The sequence below is a fragment of the Mucilaginibacter endophyticus genome, from assembly GCF_003351025.1.
GTDB classification, from domain to species: Bacteria; Bacteroidota; Bacteroidia; order Sphingobacteriales; family Sphingobacteriaceae; genus Mucilaginibacter; species Mucilaginibacter endophyticus.
The window spans coordinates 377,116-397,327 of sequence record NZ_QPCG01000007.1 but is presented as its reverse complement, the minus strand read 5'-3'; the positions used below and the strand labels follow the sequence as shown (position 1 = coordinate 397,327).

Annotated in this window: 23 protein-coding genes; 10 read left to right on the top strand and 13 right to left on the bottom strand. The window is 41.2% G+C overall.

Going from position 1 to position 20,212, the window contains the following annotated elements; translation table 11 throughout:
- Positions 1-38: 38 nt before the first annotated feature.
- Together DUL71_RS26230 and DUL71_RS26225 are read left to right on the top strand one after the other, a co-directional pair.
- Entirely contained in the window at positions 39-1,799 is a 1,761-nt protein-coding gene (locus tag DUL71_RS26230) for a family 16 glycosylhydrolase (protein WP_279629801.1), read from the top strand.
- On the top strand, positions 1,780-3,381 hold the full coding sequence (locus tag DUL71_RS26225) for a carbamoyltransferase C-terminal domain-containing protein (RefSeq protein ID WP_114940821.1): 1,602 nt from the start codon (positions 1,780-1,782) through the stop codon (positions 3,379-3,381). Before DUL71_RS26230 ends, DUL71_RS26225 begins: the two co-directional genes overlap by 20 nt.
- Positions 3,382-3,454: 73 nt before the next feature.
- Here DUL71_RS26225 and DUL71_RS26220 read toward each other — a convergent pair whose 3' ends face one another.
- From DUL71_RS26220 to DUL71_RS26210, 3 genes are read right to left on the bottom strand one after another with little or no spacing between them, the layout of a single operon-like run.
- Positions 3,455-4,267: an ImmA/IrrE family metallo-endopeptidase gene (locus tag DUL71_RS26220; RefSeq protein ID WP_114940820.1), complete on the bottom strand. Its 813-nt coding sequence runs from the start codon at positions 4,265-4,267 to the stop codon at positions 3,455-3,457.
- A 3-nt stretch (positions 4,268-4,270) separates the two neighbouring features.
- Positions 4,271-4,618, bottom strand: coding sequence for a hypothetical protein (locus DUL71_RS26215; RefSeq protein WP_114940819.1), 348 nt, complete (start codon positions 4,616-4,618; stop codon positions 4,271-4,273).
- Positions 4,618-5,280: an RNA polymerase sigma factor gene (locus tag DUL71_RS26210; RefSeq protein WP_161964515.1), complete on the bottom strand. Its 663-nt coding sequence runs from the start codon at positions 5,278-5,280 to the stop codon at positions 4,618-4,620. Before DUL71_RS26210 ends, DUL71_RS26215 begins: the two co-directional genes overlap by 1 nt.
- A gap of 99 nt (positions 5,281-5,379) precedes the next feature.
- On the opposite strand from DUL71_RS26210, the gene DUL71_RS26205 reads away from it, so the two are divergent.
- Genes DUL71_RS26205 through DUL71_RS32795 form a run of 4 tightly spaced genes read left to right on the top strand, consistent with a single transcriptional unit; the run spans position 5,380 to position 7,811 of the window.
- Positions 5,380-5,688, top strand: a complete 309-nt coding sequence (locus DUL71_RS26205) for a multiubiquitin domain-containing protein (protein ID WP_114940817.1) — start codon at positions 5,380-5,382, stop codon at positions 5,686-5,688.
- The gene (locus DUL71_RS26200) at positions 5,688-6,104 is read left to right on the top strand and encodes an E2/UBC family protein (protein WP_114940816.1); all 417 of its coding nucleotides are present in this window, start codon (positions 5,688-5,690) and stop codon (positions 6,102-6,104) included. The genes DUL71_RS26205 and DUL71_RS26200 overlap by 1 nt, the downstream gene beginning before the upstream one ends.
- Entirely contained in the window at positions 6,088-7,479 is a 1,392-nt protein-coding gene (locus DUL71_RS26195; protein WP_114940815.1) for a ThiF family adenylyltransferase, read from the top strand. Before DUL71_RS26200 ends, DUL71_RS26195 begins: the two co-directional genes overlap by 17 nt.
- On the top strand, positions 7,476-7,811 hold the full coding sequence (locus tag DUL71_RS32795; protein ID WP_425270983.1) for a ubiquitination-like system serine protease family protein: 336 nt from the start codon (positions 7,476-7,478) through the stop codon (positions 7,809-7,811). The genes DUL71_RS26195 and DUL71_RS32795 overlap by 4 nt, the downstream gene beginning before the upstream one ends.
- A 1,911-nt stretch (positions 7,812-9,722) precedes the next feature.
- Here the strand turns inward: DUL71_RS32795 and DUL71_RS26185 are convergent.
- A complete protein-coding gene (locus DUL71_RS26185; RefSeq protein ID WP_161964514.1) occupies positions 9,723-10,052 on the bottom strand; it encodes a hypothetical protein in 330 nt (109 codons plus the stop codon).
- Between the two features lie 117 nt (positions 10,053-10,169).
- Positions 10,170-11,189: a recombinase family protein gene (locus DUL71_RS26180; protein ID WP_114940812.1), complete on the bottom strand. Its 1,020-nt coding sequence runs from the start codon at positions 11,187-11,189 to the stop codon at positions 10,170-10,172.
- 620 nt (positions 11,190-11,809) lie between these two features.
- Between DUL71_RS26180 and DUL71_RS26175 the strand changes: the two genes are divergently transcribed.
- Positions 11,810-12,214, top strand: a complete 405-nt coding sequence (locus DUL71_RS26175; protein WP_114940811.1) for a response regulator — start codon at positions 11,810-11,812, stop codon at positions 12,212-12,214.
- 503 nt (positions 12,215-12,717) lie between these two features.
- On the opposite strand, the gene DUL71_RS26170 is transcribed toward DUL71_RS26175, so the two are convergent.
- From DUL71_RS26170 to DUL71_RS26155, 3 genes are all read right to left on the bottom strand, one after another.
- Positions 12,718-12,951, bottom strand: a complete 234-nt coding sequence (locus DUL71_RS26170; protein WP_114940810.1) for a helix-turn-helix domain-containing protein — start codon at positions 12,949-12,951, stop codon at positions 12,718-12,720.
- 118 nt (positions 12,952-13,069) lie between these two features.
- Positions 13,070-14,197 carry a DUF892 family protein gene (locus DUL71_RS32565; protein WP_244228839.1) on the bottom strand — a complete coding sequence of 376 codons (1,128 nt, stop codon included), beginning with the start codon at positions 14,195-14,197 and terminating at the stop codon, positions 13,070-13,072.
- A 64-nt stretch (positions 14,198-14,261) separates the two neighbouring features.
- Positions 14,262-15,203 carry a manganese catalase family protein gene (locus DUL71_RS26155; RefSeq protein WP_114940809.1) on the bottom strand — a complete coding sequence of 314 codons (942 nt, stop codon included), beginning with the start codon at positions 15,201-15,203 and terminating at the stop codon, positions 14,262-14,264.
- 403 nt (positions 15,204-15,606) lie between these two features.
- Here DUL71_RS26155 and DUL71_RS26150 point away from each other — a divergent pair, with 403 nt between their 5' ends.
- Together DUL71_RS26150 and DUL71_RS26145 are read left to right on the top strand one after the other, a co-directional pair.
- On the top strand, positions 15,607-16,131 hold the full coding sequence (locus DUL71_RS26150) for a DUF892 family protein (protein ID WP_114940808.1): 525 nt from the start codon (positions 15,607-15,609) through the stop codon (positions 16,129-16,131).
- A 187-nt stretch (positions 16,132-16,318) separates the two neighbouring features.
- Positions 16,319-17,485, top strand: coding sequence for a bromodomain-containing protein (locus tag DUL71_RS26145; RefSeq protein WP_114940807.1), 1,167 nt, complete (start codon positions 16,319-16,321; stop codon positions 17,483-17,485).
- A 33-nt stretch (positions 17,486-17,518) separates the two neighbouring features.
- Here DUL71_RS26145 and DUL71_RS26140 read toward each other — a convergent pair whose 3' ends face one another.
- The 5 genes from DUL71_RS26140 to DUL71_RS26120 form a co-directional block, all read right to left on the bottom strand.
- Positions 17,519-17,743, bottom strand: coding sequence for a hypothetical protein (locus DUL71_RS26140; RefSeq protein WP_114940806.1), 225 nt, complete (start codon positions 17,741-17,743; stop codon positions 17,519-17,521).
- A complete protein-coding gene (locus DUL71_RS26135; protein ID WP_091207861.1) occupies positions 17,740-18,123 on the bottom strand; it encodes a TraR/DksA family transcriptional regulator in 384 nt (127 codons plus the stop codon). The genes DUL71_RS26140 and DUL71_RS26135 overlap by 4 nt, the downstream gene beginning before the upstream one ends.
- A gap of 198 nt (positions 18,124-18,321) precedes the next feature.
- Positions 18,322-18,648, bottom strand: coding sequence for a hypothetical protein (locus tag DUL71_RS26130; RefSeq protein WP_114940805.1), 327 nt, complete (start codon positions 18,646-18,648; stop codon positions 18,322-18,324).
- A gap of 89 nt (positions 18,649-18,737) precedes the next feature.
- Positions 18,738-19,406 carry a flavodoxin family protein gene (locus DUL71_RS26125; protein WP_114940804.1) on the bottom strand — a complete coding sequence of 223 codons (669 nt, stop codon included), beginning with the start codon at positions 19,404-19,406 and terminating at the stop codon, positions 18,738-18,740.
- Between the two features lie 43 nt (positions 19,407-19,449).
- Entirely contained in the window at positions 19,450-19,605 is a 156-nt protein-coding gene (locus DUL71_RS26120) for a lmo0937 family membrane protein (RefSeq protein WP_114940841.1), read from the bottom strand.
- A 124-nt stretch (positions 19,606-19,729) separates the two neighbouring features.
- Here DUL71_RS26120 and DUL71_RS26115 point away from each other — a divergent pair, with 124 nt between their 5' ends.
- Positions 19,730-20,182, top strand: coding sequence for a low affinity iron permease family protein (locus DUL71_RS26115; RefSeq protein ID WP_114940803.1), 453 nt, complete (start codon positions 19,730-19,732; stop codon positions 20,180-20,182).
- Positions 20,183-20,212: the final 30 nt, after the last annotated feature.

The window sequence follows — 20,212 nt, the reverse complement described above, 5'->3', positions numbered from 1 at the left end:
CCAGTCCGAACTAAGGGAGGGTTACAAGTCGGCCAGAAATCGCGGTAGCTAAATCTCATATTGGAGTTTGGCAAAAAATTTTAGAGAATGATGATGAATATACCCTGATTCTGGAAGATGATATATGGTTTTATCCGGGCTTTTCAAAAGCTCTTAATAGGGCTTGGGCCGACGTCCAGAGCACCTTGAATGGTAGTTTTGATATTTTATACCTATCCTACGAGGAGGTGAAAAATGGTGCCCCAAAAACTTTTATATCAAGTAATTTATTTCGTCCGGTACGAGGTCTTTGGAATTTATCTGGCTATGTTTTATCACGCAATGGGGCTTCCAAACTACTTCAACTACTACCTTGCCGTGGTCCTGTAGACTTATGGATTAATCATCAATTCGATAAAATTGACGTAGTTGCGCTAAAGAAATCAGTTGTTAGGCAGCGCCCGGATATAAGCTCTACCAATTCCTATTCGATACTTCCAGCTCTAACCAAAATCGGTGCTATCAACAGCGAAGGTGCTGCATTGTTCCAAATCAGACCACAAGTATATCCAGTTTTTGTATTCGGCAATCAAAATACGGGACTTACATCCGTTGCTATGGCTTTATCGATGCTCGGCTATAAATGTTGCAATGACCTTGAATCCTTACCTAAGATCGAGTTAGATAAGTTGTTGATGGGACGAGCCGACCGAGTATTTAATGCATATGTCAACATTGGTTCTTTAGCTACGAAGGTTCAGTTATTACAAACGCTATTCCCTAACGCTCGGTTCATTTTTACCGATCTTAAAAATCAGTATTCTTTTTTGGAAAACATTGCAAGCCTAAACTACACCGTGATTAGAAACGACGTATCTAACAAGTGGAAAATACTTTGCGAGCATTTGTGCTGTGCACCACCAGTCTGCGCTTTTCCAGAATTGAATGATGTCGGCCAGAGACCATTGATAGAAAATATAACTTCTAACACAGGTAAAAAATCATTAACGTCCAAACGTGATGCTTCACCGTGGATAGTTGACTCTGCGACATCATGGCAAGGGATTCACTGTATGCCAAGCTTATTTGATGCTCCGTCGACACAAATAGCTCCAGTAAAGATTATTGAAAATTTCGAGTCAATTGTTGGAAGTAACTGGATTCTAAGAAATGATACTTTTACAGATAACCTAGCATTGTTTCGTCCCGATAACATATACTTACAACACGAAAACGGCATTACTCTTGATTTAAAATTAGAAGCTTTAGGAGTACGTGATTATAGCGCGGCTGCAATAACAAGTCAAGAGCAATTTCTATATGGAAGATTTGAGGCCATACTCAAGGCATCAAACATCTCGGGAGTAGTGACAGGATTTTTTTTACACCGAAATTCTCCAAGGCAGGAAATCGACATAGAAATCGCGGGAAACAGGCCAAACGTGCTTATTGCAAACGTTTTTTTTAATCCTGGTGGACCGGGAGCTAAATTTGATTATGGCTACCGAGGCACTCCTACATACATTGATCTTGAATTCGATGCATCGGACTCGTTTCACCATTATATGATTGAATGGCGATCAAATGAAATTTGCTGGTTTGTAGATAAAAAACTAGTACACAGAAGAGTAGAATGGGATCCGACGCCAATTCCGCATCTACCAATGTCTTTGCATACAAACATTTGGCCGTGCCGTTCTAAAGAATTTGCCGGGATTCTTGACAATAGGCAACTTCCTGCTAAAACGCTTATTAATTCTATAAACATCGACGCAGTACAAGTTAAAACCGTTACCTGTCATGAACATACTTGCTTATAATCCCGGCCATGATGGTGCGGTTGCTTTTTTAAAAGATGGACATTTAGTATTTTCTATTGAGGCTGAAAAGAATTCAAATTACCGATACTCTCCGGTATCTACTCATGACGTATTCCGAATACTTGGTGAACTAGAAGAAGAGCCTGATGTAATTTGTACAGGGGGTTGGTGGCCGCGCGATAATTTTGAGTATCTGCATGGATCTAATATCCATGTTGGTTATCGTGGCACCACTCAAACTGAAAGAATAACTGACCAAAGAAAGTTTCTGGGAAAGAATATTGACTATTTCTCTTCTTCGCATGAGCGATCACATTTGCTTTGTGCTTATGGCATGTCAGGTTTGGAAATGGGAACTCCGTGCTATGCGCTAATCTGGGAAGGTAGTATTGGGGCTTTTTATGAAATTGATGGAAACTTAAATGTGACCTTATTAGGAGATGTTTTAAACCAAGTCGGAAACCGGTATGCGCAATTATACGGTTTAGCTGACCCTTCTTTTCCTAAAGACATTCCATATTTTCGTTTTGAAGATGCAGGAAAGCTTATGGCTTTAGCTTCTTTTTCGAAACGCAACCCTCCTTCATCCGAAGATACAAAATTGATCGATTTATTGCTGCGTGGTTCGTACCAGGAATTGAGTGCTTATCCAGTGCTTAAGGATTCAAAATATTATAATATTGGTGTGACCGATGAAGAGTTCTGTAACCTTGCAGGAATTTACAGCGACAGAATTTTTGATATTTTTTTTCAGTTTGCAACAACAACTTTAACTAAACGTCTACCACTCGTCATCGCTGGCGGATGTGGTTTGAATTGCGATTGGAATACTAAATGGAAACAGTCTGGTCTATTTCCCGAAATATTTGTACCGCCCGTCGCTAACGATTCTGGTTCAGCCATAGGCACCGCCATCGACGCTCAGTTTCACTACACGGGTAATCCAAAGATAAGCTGGGATGTTTACTCTGGACTGAATTTCGACGATTCGAAATCATTCGATATAAGCCAATACGACATCTATGAACCGGATAATGAATTCATTTCTGACTTGCTGGCCGCAAATCTTATTTTAGCTTGGGTTAATGGTAAATATGAAATAGGCCCCAGAGCGCTAGGCAATCGTTCCATTATCGCCGCTCCATTTACCGAAAATACCAGAACCCGTTTAAATAAAATTAAGCAGCGCGAGCAATTTCGGCCGATTGCACCAGTATGCCTAGAAGAAGATGCGATTCAATGGTTTGATTGCCATCACTCAAGTCCTCACATGCTTTTTACTTACACCGTAAACACTGATGCTCTAGCAGCAGTAACCCATGTAAACAAAACTGCTCGAATTCAAACAGTGTCCCCTACCTCTAACAATCAGTTATATGATTTATTGCTCGCATTTAAAAGAAAAACGGGATATGGTGTATTATGCAATACCTCTCTAAATTTTAATGGAAGAGGTTTTATAAACAATATCCGTGATTTATCAATATATGCCATTGAGCATAAGCTTGACGGATTTATAATCGAAGGCAAATGCTATTTATTAAGATCATCCCTTTACTATCAACAATACTTAAATCGTTAATAAGGTATATCAGCATTATTATCAAATTGTGTGTTCGCTAACCCATAAAATATAAATAAATCGTGAGGCGAAATTACGAATGAATTGTGATTAAGGTAATTCCGCCGTAGTTGCCCAACCGGATAGTTTGTTCCAGCGCGGGGCGATCAAGAGAAGATCCGGCACCAATATGCGGCAGCCAGTGGGACAGATTAGTAGCATTCTCAACGACATGATATTCATTATCAGGGTTGTCTAGTTGAGCCTTTAATAGATTGATATAGGCGGGGGCCAGCTGGATGACTGGTTTACGGCCGGAGCCGATCTGATGGCCGAATGTGGCTGAACAAAGGTGAAATTGGACTGAATTGTCTTCTTTCCAGCGGATCAGCAAGCCGTTGCAACAATCTAGTTTAAGGTAGTGGATGGAGGTACTTTCAATTGAAGATTCAAATTGGGTAGCTAACTGCAAAATAGCTGGCAGTCCTTGCTCAATGCTGAACGCAACAGCCAAGAATTTTTTAGTAGGCATTAATAAAAAGGAGGCAAAATGATTTGCCTCCCTTTCATTTAGTTCGCAATTATGCGATGCATTGAATGATATTGATGTGCCGCTTCTCAGCAAATTCCGATGTTCATCGATAAAATAATGCCCCAGTTCATGAGCGATCGTAAACCTGATTCGAGGGATCTTATTTTCCTCCAGATCATCCATATTCAGGAATACTGTGAACTCTTTGGCTTTGTGATATAAAGTACCTGTGAAATAGCTTTCATAGTGCCCAGTGACCAGATTGATGCCTTTCTTGCGAAGGATCAGCTCCAAGTCGGTCTTGCCGTCAGTAAAGTTCTCGTCCGCAATTGATTCGGCCAGTTCCGCTAAGTCTTCATATCTCTCCGCTTCCACTTGTTATCGTTTTAGTTTCGCAAGGTCTTTCTCCATTTGCTGTTTGATGTGTTCCGGCAGTTCGTTCCCTTTTTCGGCTCGGGCGGCCAGGGAAAAATTATCAGCCCGCAGGCTGATGATGTTATCTCTTTCGCGGGTAACCCGACTGCGGGCCTCTTTCAAAAATGATGGTTCCTGCATGTCGTCAGGCAGGATAATGTCTGTATCCCCGAAGGTGCGCTCATAGGCGTTTACCTCATTAACTGTCTCCGGAAAGAGAAATCCGTTCGTCCTTAAAAGGAATTCGAGATCTACTTGGGGATCTTTGGAGTTCGAGTTGTTTGTTGCCACAGTTTTCATGTTTTTTGCCATTAATTTTTTAAACAGTGTGCTTTAATCTTAGTTAAAGCCCTGTTTTTTCTTTTTCTGATATTTTCTGATGTTGTTTGATAAGTCTCGCATAAAAGGTGCATCGCCCGATCGCTGATATGCCGCGTCGACTCCAGGCATCCTTCTGCCGCATATGCGTTCACTATGTGCTGATCAATATCTTTGAGCTGGCTCATCGCTTCTCTTAACAGGGTGACGTAGATCGATGGTATCTCTTCCCTCGGCGGGTCGAAATAGCTACTGAACTGATCGTAAGAAGGTTCTTCGGCTTCAGTACATTCGGTTTCAGCGTTCGCATTTTTACGCTCTGCGTATAATTTAAGGAACTGACGGTTGGCGATCTTGCCAAGCCAGCCCTTGATGTGTTTTTTGAAGACAGCATCCTCACCCACCGTGACCATGAATTTGTCAATGGCTATGAAGGCTTTGATAAAAGTTTCCTGCACTAAGTCACGGGCAAGTTCATTCCCATCGGGATAAATTTGACAGCACTGGCTGCCTACTTTATAGATATAAGGCGCAAACCGTCTGTAAAATTCGACTTGGTAACGGGGCAGGTCAGTCTCGCCAACTGACTTTAAACCCAACACCAGGTCTCTGTCGGAAAGGCCCCTCAGGCTTTTCGCTATTGATAAGGTACTCATTGTATTCATGACAGCGATCATATTATACCTATGTAACCGCGAAGCGGGACAAAAAAGAGTTGTCCCGTTTCCGGCTTACTGTTGTAAAATACGAAAGGTATGATTATCCACGAAATCTTAATTATTGACATCGAAGTGTATGTCAGGGAAAACCGCGAGATCCCAAGAGGACACCATTACTTAATCATGGTCGACCGCCAGAAGTATAAGGTTGAACAAGAGTGCCTAACCGGCCGCGAGATCTTAAAGCTGGCCGGTAAAACACCACCAGACCGCTTCCAGCTGAACCAGCGCTATAAGGGCGGCAAGGTTGTCAGGATCGGGTATGACCAGGAAGTAAGTTTTATCGAACCATGTGTGGAAAAATTCATGACTATCCCGCTGGACCAAACAGAGGGGGAGCAGTAATGAGACGGCATTTTCAGCTACCTGGGGATGATATCATCTTTTTGGAAACACAAAATTTGGAATGGGAAACGGTGACCGACCAAGGTATGCACTGGGTAATTCTTCGGAATTACCCAGTACCGTCCGGTTATAACGTTAACAGTACGACGGTTGCCGTGAAGATAGAAGCGGGATACCCCCGGACCGGACTGGATATGGCTTATTTTTACCCACCACTTGCCCGCAGGGACGGGCAGCTGATAGGGGCGATCTGCCCGCAGCAGATCGACGGGCGAGTTTTTCAGCGCTGGTCGCGGCACCGTACGGCGAGCAATCCTTGGCGGGAAGGCATTGACGACCTCTCCACGCACATGAGTATGGTCAGTTTTTGGTTTGAACAAGAATTTATCAAAAGAGCAAATGCAGTTACAACTTAAAATAGCCGGCCTGCACCACCAGCAGCTGGTCAAACATCTTTTTTCCGGGGACGGGCTGGAATCTGTAGCCGTGGCTCTTTGTGGAAGGCACAGGCAAGCGGGCGGCGAAACTTTAATGGTACATGAACTCCTATTGATACCCGATGAAGAATGCATGGACAGGAGTACCGGTCGCCTTCAGTGGCCGACTGAAAGGATTATGCCATTCTTTAACCGTATCGCGCGGACCGACCTGGCGATCCTAAAAATCCATAGTCACCCGGGCGGTTATGACCGGTTCTCTGATACCGATGATGCCGCCGATGCGGAGTTTTTCAGTTCTGTATTTGGCTGGACTGACCTGGACGGGCCGCATGCCAGCGCGGTGATGGTGCCCGGCGGTAGTTTGTTCGGGCGTTTTTTTTACCCGGGCGGGGGGCATCGGCCGGTCGATAAAATTGCGATAATAAGTGATACGATCGGCGTTGAAGAACTACTTACCATGGACGGCAGGCAGGCTTTTGCGCAGCGTACCATACAGGCTTTCGGGCAAAAAACGTATAACCTGCTTAACCGGCTGACCGTTGGCGTGGTTGGTTGCTCGGGTACCGGCAGCCCCACGGTGGAACAGCTGACAAGACTGGGAGTGAAAAAGCTGGTGCTTATTGATCCAGACCGCGTGGAACATAAGAACCTGAACCGAATCCTGAATACTTCTTTAGCGGATGCGGAGATGCAAAAGCCTAAGATAGCCGCGCTGGCGGATGCGGTCGCCCGGATGGGGCTGGGGACGGAAACGGATTGTTACCAAGTGAATCTTTATGATGATCTGCCGGCACTGCAAGCACTGGCTGGCTGCGATGTGATCTTTGGTTGCATGGACAGTGTCGATGGGCGGCACTTGTTGAACCAGCTTTGCAGCTTTTACCTGATCCCCTATTTTGATCAGGGGGTAAAACTGGAGGCCGACGGACTGGGCGGTATCCACAAGATCTGCGGTTCTGTCCATTACCTACAACCAGGGAAATCGTCACTGCTCACCCGCGGGGTATATACGACGGATGACATGCGGGCAGCGGCTCAGTACCGTCAAAATCCCGAGGAATATGCCATGCTACAAAAGAACGCCTATATCAAGAATGTGAATGTTAATTCTCCGGCAGTAATTAGTGTGAATATGCAGATCAGCAGCCATGCGATAAACGATTTCCTGAATCGGCTGCACCGCTATAAGGCGGAAGATCCCAGCAGCTATAGTCTGAGCACCATCGATCTTACAGAGAACTGCATTATTAACGTAAACGAGGAGGCATTTGAGACAGATGTTTACCTACGGAACAAAATCGGCCGCGGCGACCTGGTTCCTTTTATCGAATTCCCGGGTATCCCCTCATGAAATATCTTAAAAAAATATTCCGGGTTTTGTTAGCATGGTCCCGGAAGCGCCGGCGTTTTCGTTACAGGTTTTCAGAGGATATTCCAGAATGTGTCCAACCCGGACGTGTGTGGATCATCGGCACCTCGGGTGATCCCTGGGCGGCGGTACTACAATGTCCCTGCGGTTGCGGCAAAAAGATTCAGCTCAATATGCTGAAAGAGGCCAGCCCCTGTTGGACCTATACACTAGAAGGAAGCCATATCACGCTCAAACCATCGGTTTGGGGCAAAACTGGCTGCAGAAGCCATTTTTTCGTCCGCGGCGGATACATAGATTGGTGTTACTCATAGACGGGAACGAGACGTCATTAGTCTTGCGGAAAATGATCTCGGTGGCCTAAGTCCGAGCATAGATGCTGTCTTGCACGGTCGAGAAATACTGAGGATTCGTTCGATCAGTTTTTACGTTGGGCTGTCTTGCTTTCGACATAGACCGGGATCACTTCTTGAGCAGGCTGCCGACTATTTTATAATCAGCAACTTCAATTTGTACGAGAGAGTTGTAGTTATAGATTCATTTTGGAAATCTTGTCGATATTAGAAGCAGACCCGTCACGCGATTTTCAAGTTCACTTCAAATCTCACGATATTTTGATTCATTTTACTAACTAAACGTTTGCTTAAAGCTTATTATTTCTTAATTTTAATTTATCATCATTTGAAACTAAATAGTTAAATAAAAAGTACGAGTTTCAGTTAGTCACTTTTTTTAAACATTTGTAAAACACTGACAATCAAAGATATTTTTTATTATACGTATCCTTCCAACAGGAATCTATTCTATCTTTTTTCTATCAGGTAATTTTTGGGATATTTGATTATAAGCATTTGCAGCTAATTCAAGAAAATAAATGTGGTGAGTAATTTGGTGGGTATGAATTTAAAAACCACTTAAAATATCGAGAAAACAGGCAAAATCGGGACTAAAACAAATCCATCNTTTAAAAACCACTTAAAATATCGAGAAAACAGGCAAAATCGGGACTAAAACAAATCCATCACTGTTTCTAACTCTACATTTCATTGTATCATAAATAGTAACGGCACATTATCTATCTGGTAATCGACAAACAAGGTTAAATTCAAGGATTTTAAGATCGCATTTCGTTTGTAATAACCTCCTCATTTCTTACTTTTGTGTATATCATTTGAAATCGAACAGCTTTAAAATAAAAGTGAGTTTTAAGAGAGTCGCTTTTTGTAATAGTTGGTAAAATATTGATTATGAGCGCTCAGTGAACATAGTTCATGTCCCGTCCAGTCATTAACCTTTTACCTAAATATTAAAAACTAATATTGTATATCCATCATTAGATTTTTAATAAAATCGCTTTCGTTTTTTTTGAAAACAGAAGTTTCGTATATTTGAAGTACACCGATTTATGGCCAAATACAGTTTGTACAAATCGTTGAATGATCTTTTAAGAGTTTATAATTCATTATAATTTAAGGACTTACAAGCGTGGTTCGATTCCCGCTCTAAATAAAGCCCGATCATTTAATATGCTCTTTCCTATCCGATATCATTTCAACACTTTGTCTAACATTTTTTGTTAAAATAGTTGCTTAAGACATCTAAAAAGCCTATGTTTATATTAATAAACTAAGCATAATAAGGTCAATTAGTGGCCATTTGGTGAGCACACGGTGAGCAGTGTCAAAAGCCCAAATATTGATATTGAAAGTGAGCTATTTATGTGATTTTTCACGCTCCCTCCGGCTCCACTTAAGGAGATAAACAGATTTGTTTATCTCCTTTTTTGTTGAATATAACTGATTTATAATCAACCAATTATAAAGAAAATTCATCCTATACAAAGCGGTTCGAAAAACGCTATTTGAAATAAACGATTTCAAGTTCTTTTTTTAGAAACCGCATTTTGATATGATTCAAAGCGATTATAAGGTTCGAAATCTCTTTACGTATCTAACCCATTTTACCTCAAGATTATTTCGCTCTTCATTAAAAAGCCAAGCGCCCCTCACCTTCAAATTAAGTGTTACTATAAACTCTGGCGACTCGATAAAGAAAATCAAGTATAACTGCTGCTTGATCTTCATTTACTTTAATACCATTACGTCTCAACATTTTGATGGCTTGTTTAACTGAAACTTTTCGATCTGAAAAAGTCTTCGGTATTTTATATTTAGCTTGCTGCATTGCAATTACTCATTAGATAGTTTCGATAAAATTCTTTCAGTTCATTTGTTATAGGTTAAAATATTAATGATATCCCTATTAACTGCTAAACGGTCGAGGCATTTTGTGACAGGATTAATAGAAGTAGGAGAAAATAAATTAACCAGATATCGCTTATCGCCGATGCCTTGATTTTTATATGTATGAGATAAATTGAATCCATTTCTGTACCATTCAGTTCTTTCATTAATATTGCAGGCAGCAATGTTTCTCTTGATATCGTTTAGTTTAATATTTAGACATTCTATAACTTCCTTGTATTCCTTTTTCAAATCACTGAAATCGTCACTATCTATTTTTCCACTTATAAAATGCTTTCTTGCACTGGTCATCAGAAGCTCTTGTTTAGAAATCTCATTGAGTATAGTCTTGTGTTCAACTTCGTAACCTTTCAATACAGAAAAAATATTCTCATCTTCTAATACAAGCTTAAAGAGTTCATATACTTCTTACCGCAAACTTATTTTATCTAACTCTTCTTCGTAAGATTGGTGCAAAGCTTTGATTCCAAACCTACCTTTACATTTCGGTGTAATACAGTGATAGTAGCAATACTTTGCATGACGTCCTTTGGAGGCACTCCCGGTCAATCTTTTATGACAATATGGACATTTGAGAACCCCCCTCAGTGGAAACAAAATTTTTGAGTTTTCTTTTAGAACTTTTGGATGGTGTCTACCTTTTAATATGATTTGTACATCATAAAATAGTTGTTCAGATATAAGAGGTTCATGTATACCTTTTACGAGTTGTAGTTCCTCTTTAGCATTTGGCGGCACTGTAATAATGCCACAATAAAAAGGGTTACGCAAAAGTTTCCAAAAGTTATTCCTACTACATTGCAGACCATCAAGCATTAACATTTTCCTGACCTCACTTATCGAAAATGTTCCTCTTGCGAATTCTTCAAATGCACGCTTAATTTGATTGGCTTCGGGCTGTTTCGGGGCTACAAACCCTCTTCCGTCAGTTCCAATAAGATTAGTGTATCCAACTGGTGCTCTCCCCGGCCAACGGCCTAATTTCCGCGCTCGTCGCATACCATCTGAACAATTCAGGCCACGCCTGAGGTTCTCGGCTTCTGGTATTGCTAGGTAAATCGCTAACATTACGCTGCTTTCAGGCACTTCAAAATTTACTGGTTGATCAATTGCTATCGCCTGAACATTTAAATCTTGAAGCACCTTTATCATTTGATAAGCTAATGCCACGTTGCGACTAAAACGGTCCCATTTTATGAATAAAATATAATCAGGACGCTTATTCTTTTTCTTGATTGTTCTTATCAATCTTTTCCATTCCGGACGATTAAAATCCTTCGCCGAAAAATCTTCTCGAAAAATTTCTATAATCTTAACGCGATTTGCTTCGCAGTATTTTATAAGACGATCTTCCTGTTCGATGAGGGAAAAACCTTTTCTCCGTTGCTCATCGGTACTTACTCTAACATATAAATAAGCTGATTTCATAATTGAAAATTGATTTTATTCAACTCAAGTTATGAAATCAAAATATCATCACTAGTCTCTAATATTTACGCATGAATTATTTGAAATTTTAATACTTTTTATAATTCCGCTCCTTATTAGGTGAAATTTGGACATCCCTGACTGTGCGCTTTTCGAACCGCACAGTTTAAGGTTCGAGTTCTGCCCGGGCTGTCATTTAAAACAAAAGCCTCGAATCGGAAAATTTGAGGCTTTTGTTTTATGTTATAGCTGTAGCAGAGGTAGCCCTCACCTATTTAGCCACCCTGTTTTTTGCTGTTGCTATGAAAAATGCGAGGCTACTTAGTCTTGTTTCCTGTAATTGTTATTGTGGCTTTTGTATAGTCGGCTTAATTCTGGTTCTCATTCCTTCTTCCTGGCCAGGACCACTAGGTACGGCGGGATTTCTGGCGGCAATTCCTGCAATACCTTTCATTATGCCCTATCTAATGGCTGTAAGGCTATTGCGTTGATATTCAGATCGATTAATATAACTTCAAACCATACTAATTATTGGCTTTTTCATCAAATACTCCGATATAGGTTAACTAAAACCTCATCGCTAACTAAAACAAATTCAAGGCTTTGAGCGTTAGTCATGAATGGTTTTAACAAATCGGCCAGCCCGCATTTTACTGATAGAGGATTCTGAGATGGATAGGGTGATATTCAATTTAATGATAAAAAAAACGCTTTTCAGTCCAATTATTGAAGCTTGCGAAAACGGAATTACAGCAATCAGCAAATTGATGGAACTCAATGAGCAGGGAAGTGATCATTTACCAGATTATATTTTTCTTGACTTGGCAATGCCACTAATGGACGGCTGGCAGTTTATGGAAGAATATAAACGTCTTAATATCGATCCCATGCACAAAAGCAAGATTTATGTGCTTTCGTCATCGATTTTCAAGAAAGACATTGTTAAATCGTACTCAAACCCAAGGATTGAAAATTTTTTATCAAAACCAATTGATTTCGGAACGATCAAGAGTGTTTTCTTTTAAAGTTAAGTAACTAAATATTAATTAGCGTAGTCATTGTCCAGCTTTAAATGTCGATGTTAAAGATATTGCATCGATGAGAGTTTTGATAATTCTTTCTTTTGCCATCCGTTTCGTCACCGTGCTCTTCGCCGGTACTTTATTACCTCTAAAGATTGATACAATAAATAGCGATCTTTCAACAATCTAACAAAACTGTTACAAATTCGAAACTTATATAGTTAATTCATTTTCAATTTATTAACTTATATTTGTTTGAACTTGATTTAGCGCATTTAATACCCCTATAGATCCTGCATCTACCCAAGCCTGTCCCCCGACGGGCTTTTGTATTTTTCATATTACAATTTGGAAACTTTAGTTTAAACAACTTATATTTAGTTGATTGTTATTTTAATAGGGGTATTAAATAACGAACATTCAAGCCACACGTCCTTCGGAGGTGTGGCTTTTTTCGATCTATGCGTGTTCATGGTCTGCAATAAAGGCAGGAAAGATGTAAAATTTCATTCAAACCCAGCGAAAAACTCCGCTAAATCAACCTCCAGAACATTTAATAATAGAAACATATCCTCTATCGAAAAATCTGTAGTACCCGCTTCAATTTCACTGAGCATAAAAATGGGGATACCCATTTGTTGAGCAATTTTATTGAGGCTGATGTTACGGCATGCCCGTTCAACTGCTATTTTGCGTCCAAACCGTAAAAGGTTCCTCTTTGCTTTGGCGTGTTCATACATAAGGTAAAATGGCTGTTGCAAAATTACATTTATCAAGGCTTCCCACAACTATCAGTTGTAAATAAAAAGGCCACCTGAAACCAGGTGACCTCCCATCTATATAAACAACCTCATTTCGTTAATCTTCCGCCGGCTCATTGCTGGCAGCGAAATTTGCCTGGCTTTCGGCAATCTCTGTAAGCAGTGCGTCTGCTGTTTTTTCTTCGTCAAGGGTTAAAACCAATAACTCTGCAACATCATAATACCCTAACGTTTTTGCTAACGCGATCATCCCTCCATAAGAAGCGATTTCGTAGTGCTCGGCTTTTTGTCCGGCGAAGATCAGACCTACATCGCGCTGGGCTGTGCCTTTTTTCGTAGCGCTGATGATCTCATCACCTTCATCAACAATTCCCGCCATAGCTTCACATTTGCGGCTATCTGGCTCTAAACCCAAGATGGCAAAAATTTGTTCCAAGCGGGTAACGTGTTCTTCCGTTTCGATTAAGTGTAGGTCAAAAGCATCTTTGAGTTCGGCAGAAGTAGCTGCTTCTGCCATTTCGGGCAATGTATCTACCAGCTTGTTTTCTGCCCAATACAAATCTTTCAATTCGTTCACAAAAAACTCCATCAGTTTAGATTCGCCAGTAACCGCCGCTTGTTCATCTTCCCATTCATCGTCAGAAATCACAGTTCCTGATTCCGGAGCACCATAAGCAGTTGGGGCTTGGTATTCACCAGTTGCTCCTTTATAAGAAGGTTCAGCAGCTATGTTTTCGTCATCAAACTTATCATCCTTGTCAACGATAGTTTCTAATTGGTCGCGAAGTGATTTAACCAGGTTGTGCCCTTCAACAATTCCATGCTGCTGGGTTAACAGTATTTGTTGCACTTGCGGATTTAGTTCATTTTCCGGATCCAATGCATCTTCATATGCGGCTTTGGCAGCATCTTCTCCCCGCTCGCATTCGTTAAGGATCGCGGTAAGATCGCTACCCGTAAATGTAGATTTTATATCTATCCATGCACGGTGCAAATCGCCCGAAGTGCTGGTGCCTTCAGCTGCTTCGCCGCCAAATTGATATGCAAGGGTAGTAAGCTCCGTAACGTTCTGACGGCTTTCGTCTGCTAACTTGCTGAATACAGCCACCAAACCGTTTTCATCTTTTTTTAAATCTTTGCCTGCTTTTTCAAAACCTGCGGCGCGGTCATTATTAATTTTGATCAAATCGTTGATCACATCAATTGCTTTTTCTGTATTTTCCATAGGTGTTTGTGGTAGATATGTGATTTAGTAATCCGTAACTGTCGGATCATTATTTTAGTTTCTTTTAGGCACTCGCGGTTTCATAAGTGCTCCATTGGGCAAGCCCTTTGGGATCCGCATTTTTCACTTCAGCACTTTTTTCGGCACTCATTTTTTTGTTTTCTTTTTGAGTTTCCTTAAGCTCCTTGCTAAAGTCCTGCGGCAGCTTAGTTTGTCCTTCGGTTTCCTGTACTTGCTGTAAAGGTTGTTCAATGAACACCCATTCTTTGCCCATCCCCGGCATTTCGCCTTCATTCCATGAACCTCGTACAGCACCGTCAGATAAATTATAAACCTGTTGGGTATAACGCGGATCGGCGGCAAGCACTCCTGGGGGGAAATTATTGGGGATACTATCCAGCGCCGCTTCAAACATTTTATAGTGCGCCACTTCGCGGGTCATTAAAAACGAAAGTGTTTCGTGGATATACGGATCATCTGTAAATTTCATCAAGTGCTCGTAAACCAGTTTTGCCCTTGATTCGGACGCGAGGTTACTGCGCAGATCAACAGTGAGGTCACCATTAGAGTGGATGTAAGAAGCACACCACGGGATGCCCTGGCTATTGCGCGGGGTTACGCCGCCGCCGGTGATCATTACAAACTGCGGATTAGCCGTTAATGCTTCATGAATAATATTTTCCTGGGCTGCACGGCCATTTAATACCTGCATGATGTCTGAACTATCTGCGGCATTCTTCAACTCGCCGTTAACCCCTTTCAGTAACATCTGAATAGTGGCACCAACTACTTCCAGATGACTAAATTCCTCGGTGGCGATATCCATCAGCATATCGTACTTGTCTGGGTGCGGTACCTTTGCGCCAAAGGCTTGGGTGAAATACTGCATGGCCGCAGCCAGTTCGCCATTTTCACCGCCAAATTGCTCCAGTAAAAGGTTAGCAAAACGAGGGTCAGGGCGCGAAACCCTGGCATTAAATTGTAGTGATTTAACGTGGTGAAACATAAATGTAATTTTAGTAGATGATAAATGAAATGACTGGATAAGAGCTTGATAAGAGAGGGATCGTGTGTTAGTACAACTACAAGAGTTACTTTATGTTTCAACTTTTAATTAAAATATTATCCTATTTTTTAACTTTTGTTAATAAGGAATTTTGCATTGAGAACAACACACATTTTTCCCGATAATAATGATCAGTTGATTTCCCACCTGCGTTTTTGGTTAGCAGCTAAGTTCCTTCAAACGAGGTAAGTATGTAAGTACCATGCTTGGCATTTTTATTATTGCAACCTCAAAACTATTTTGGATGAATTGCATTTAACATCTACAGCTTAAGCGATAAACAACAGTTTTTCAGCAGTTCTCTTTACCAATATCGGCTGTCATTACCATCAAATTGATTGCCATGGATAAAGCTGCCAGTGTGCTGACTCCTGCTCAGCAAAGATTAACTCAATCTGAAGCAACAGATCTGTTTATTACCATCCTTTCAGATGTTCACAGTACCAAAGCCACATTGATTGATCATCTTCCGTTCATAGTGTCAAAGGCATACGCTAAAGATGTAAAATTACTGCTTCTTGAATCCGGAACTATGATCAATGGTCAAATGATCAGACTCTGCCTGGTACAAACGCAGTTGGGTTTATCTTTTAGTACCAAGCCGCCAATGTTAAATGGTTGCCTGAACCTTGACCATTACCTAAAAACAAATCTCAAAGCCAAATCTTCAAAATCAGATGCTATTATTTTAACTCACCTCATTATAGCCGAGGCCATCGAGATCGAAGCTCTTAGGATACTGATCGAATTAGCGAGAAATATAAAACCCAAAGGTGTTGTCAAACGTCTCTCAGTTTGTTGCACTGAAGCCCGTCAAAATAAAAAAGTGCTAAAAGAGATGTTGGCCGTGCACCAACAAACTATTTAAAATATGCTCTCCACGCACTAACTATAAATAATGCTACCAATTAATAATCCTTCAATATGAAAAGGCTTACGGAGAACGTATCCGATAAAGGAGTAAGAACACCGCTAAATAAAATAATTAGGATCCTTTAACCGGATTTTTATTTATTATATTTATTGCTCAGTCTTTATTCTCCCACGTAGGTTTTATGGAACTATGCGCTTTAACAAAAGAGGGTGCTGAGGCAGCCAATCTCTGTTTCGACCAGGAACTGCATTTATTTTTACGCGAATGGGTTAACAGGCATAAGGAAAATACGCTGTTGCAATTTGAACAGCCCTTGGATGAATATATCAAAAATGATGCTTTACGGGATTTCTTTTTAAACACGAGGCACCCTATTCAGCAGTTATTAAAAAAACGATTCATTGCCTGCCATTTAGGCCGTCGCTCAAAAGTAGTGTATTTCGATCCCCTCAGCGGTGATCCCTTATTGGCGGCTACAGAGCAGCGGATATATAATCTTGCCCGCCGTATGGATAGCGAAAGTATGCATGTGCCGTTCCGCGCTATTCATCCAAATAAGCAGACAGAAGCAGGAGATACGGCCGATATCAGCACTTACCCTATAGGCTCGGCACTTTGCTACAACAGCGGCAACCATTTTATGAGCCGCCCGGCAAACGGGAATGTTTTTAATGAGAACAGTAAACGGTGCACGGCGAAGTCGGAAGACCCGCTGCACATACTGTTTAAACGCGGTTTTTTAGAAGACAGGTTGAAGGATATTAAAATACTCGCCGCCGCTATGCAAAACGAATGCGTAAATGTACCGCAGTTTTTTGTGATCTACAGCAGGCATTCGCAGCAGGAAGGGCATTTCGGCAGTTCTTTAGTAATCATGGATCCGGCGAATCCTGACTTTCCAATGCGGGTTTTAGTTTGTGATACCTTGCTTAAAGATCTGCCGCAACATCCGCGCTGGTGGAATTATTTCATTGAAGAATATTCGAACGTTTTCGGCCCGGGTATAACCGAAATTATAGAAGACCTCTCGCATCCACTGCAAAAGGTGAACGTAAAAGGTGATCATCCCTATAATCACGATTGGGACTGCCCCTATTATGCGGCCAGCATGGCCGAAGCACTGGCAGATTTGGTGAAAACCGATCTGGACATGCTGTTAAATGGAAGTCTGGAAACCATCCACAACGCGATGAAAAACCTGATGCCGGATTATTATAAAAAAGATCATGAGTTGAAAGACAGACAGGAGATCCGCAAGGCAAACCGTTCAAGGCGTTGGCTAAGCGGACGTGAGGTGATCAAAGACCTGGTAATTGAAATCAACCGGAAATCATCATACGAACTTTAATTGAAATGAAGGCTTACCGGGAGTCGCAGCAAATTAATCCAGGATAATATACCACTGATTGTCGTTATTTAGCGCATAAACCAGGCCGTCGCTCATTTCATAAATATCACGGCCATACTTTTCACTATGATAGATCTTTTCATCGCGAATCACGGTACCGTTATTTTCTATCCGCAAAAATAGCAGTAATGCGCCAAGATTAGGCGCGACATCTTTGAGATGCCGCGCCTCCCCTTCTTTAATAAATGCCGAACTCACGCTTGTTTAAGTTTTGCTTCCATGCTCTGAGTAGTGTGCGGCACAGCAAGCAGGCGCTCTTTAGGAATCAGTTTACCCGTGGACCTGCAAATACCATAAGTTTTGGTTTCAATACGCATCAGAGCGGCTTCAAGCTGCTCAATAAACTTTTTCTGACGTGCTGCCAGTTGATTGGTTTGCTCTTTCTCAAAAGTAGCTGAGCCATCTTCCAAAGTCTTGCCAGCTATCGCGGCATCGTCGCCATTTGAGTTAGCAGCGCTAAGTGTTCCAACCAGTTCTTGTAGCTCTTCTCGTGCCATACTGATCTTGTCTTTAATCAATATTTTAAACTCATCTAATTCTTTATCGTTGTACCTTGTTTTAGTATTTCCTTGTTGCATGATGAGGTTAACAATGATTTATATAAATGGTTGCATATAATCTAAAAAGGAGTAGCTATACTGTAATCCAATAATTAAAGCCTAATCAAGATGGCAAAGGCATCTCGCCAAACGATTTGCCTTACTTAAATTTCATTCAAAAATTAACGAGCCTGTTAAACCAGTAAATCAAATTGCAGCTTTTTAAAGCTTGTAATTTTAAGTGTTTACTTGTAGAAAAGTATCCCAACTCTCGCAGCCGCAGTAAACCGACAATACATGTAGCGTAAATAAGGATGGCCCGAATTTGCTCACTGTTAGGCCAAACAACCTGCTCATCGTGACCTGGCTCAAATCAAGGTTTGTTTCCTTTTTAATTTGAGCAGTAAGTGATGCTATATCCGCCAGGCCAACCGATTTCAGCCCTGCTTTAACATATACCTGCTTTTTCAATAATTCAATTTCCGAGCTTAAACGCTTTCCTGACACTAACTTCTTCCCTTCTGATTTTAAGCCTATTACGCACTTAAAATCAGAAGGTTGCATTTATTGTGTAATAAATACACAATAGAAAAAAAGAACGCTCAAAAGCCCATTTTAAAGTTTCCAATTATTGATTCTTTTCTTGTCTAAGGCTATTCGTCATCTTCGGCATCGCTTTCGGCTTCCGCTTTTTTGTCCTCTTCAAGCAAGTTGGTACCTATCGGGTTAGCAGCAAGTAGTTTGGCAAACCAGGCCAGGTTAGTAGTCATATAACGAAGCGTTTTGTTGGTGTACAAATAACGTTCCCCACCGCCCTCAACGTAATCTTTTTCGCCGCCGGCCATTCCAACCCAATACGCATTCACATTTGGAGGAATCGTAAAGCCTACTTCCTGCAGCGCCCAAAGTACCTGTGCGGCACAGCTATGAGCGCCATCTTCATTACCGGTTACCAAACAGCCTCCTACTTTGTTATAGGGCATGTATTGGCCGTTTTTTTTACTGCTTAGTTCTTCATCCCGGAAGACAGCGTCAAGCCGTTCAATTACTTTTTGCGATGTGGATGCCAAATTCCCCATCCATATAGGGGTGGCAATAATAAAAATCCGGCAGGCTTTGATTTTTTCCAATATCAGTGGCCATTGGTCGCCCTCTCCTTCATCCGAAGAGTTGCCAGTCAAAACCTTGTAGTCGTTCAGTCGGATGATCTCGGTTTCAAAACCTTGTTCTTCCAATTGTCGCGCAGCCTTCTCCGCCAGCGCACCGGTATTAGAAAAGTCGGGGTTTCGCTTAAGTGTACAATTGATAATTAATGCTTTCATAAATAGATTTGCAGATTAAATTTTAGTTGCCCGAAGGCCCCGCCTAAACCACTGACCTTCCCCTGATCACGCCCAGGAGTACGGCTATAACAGCAATAACCAATAAGATATGAATTAAGCTACCGGCGGCATAAGCAAATGTCCCGATGGCCCAGCCAATTACCAGAATAACGGCGATGATGTAAAGTATAGAGTTCATGTTTAAAATTGTTAAAATGTTCATACCAACAAGTTGTTAAAAGCCGATATTGTTTTGTATTTATAATTAATTAATTTTCAAACAAATACATCTTTTATTTCTTTGTTGGCATACACCTCCTTCAATGAAACAGAAAAAGAACTTATTCGAGCGCTTTTCAAACTGGGCTACGGCAGCTACCGGTAGTTCCGCGGCTTTTATTATTGCAATTGCCGCTATCGTCATTTGGCTTTTAACAGGGCCGTTGGCTAAATACTCAGATACCTGGCAACTGATCATTAATACAGGTACAACCATCATTACATTTCTGATGGTGTTTCTGATCCAAAAATCCCAGAATAAAGATTCAAAAGCCATTCACCTGAAGCTAAATGAACTTTTGGCAGCGCACGAAGGCGCCAGCAACAGGATGGTTGATATTGAGGACCTGACTGAAAAAGAATTGGACCATCTGCATAAATTCCACCAACAGTTATCAGATCTGGCTGAAAATGAAGACGATATAACCTGTACACATTCTATTGATGCAGCGGGTGAAAATCATAAATTGAAGGCGGTGCGCTACAAGAGAAAATAAAATCTGACTATCACTGATTATTGATATTCT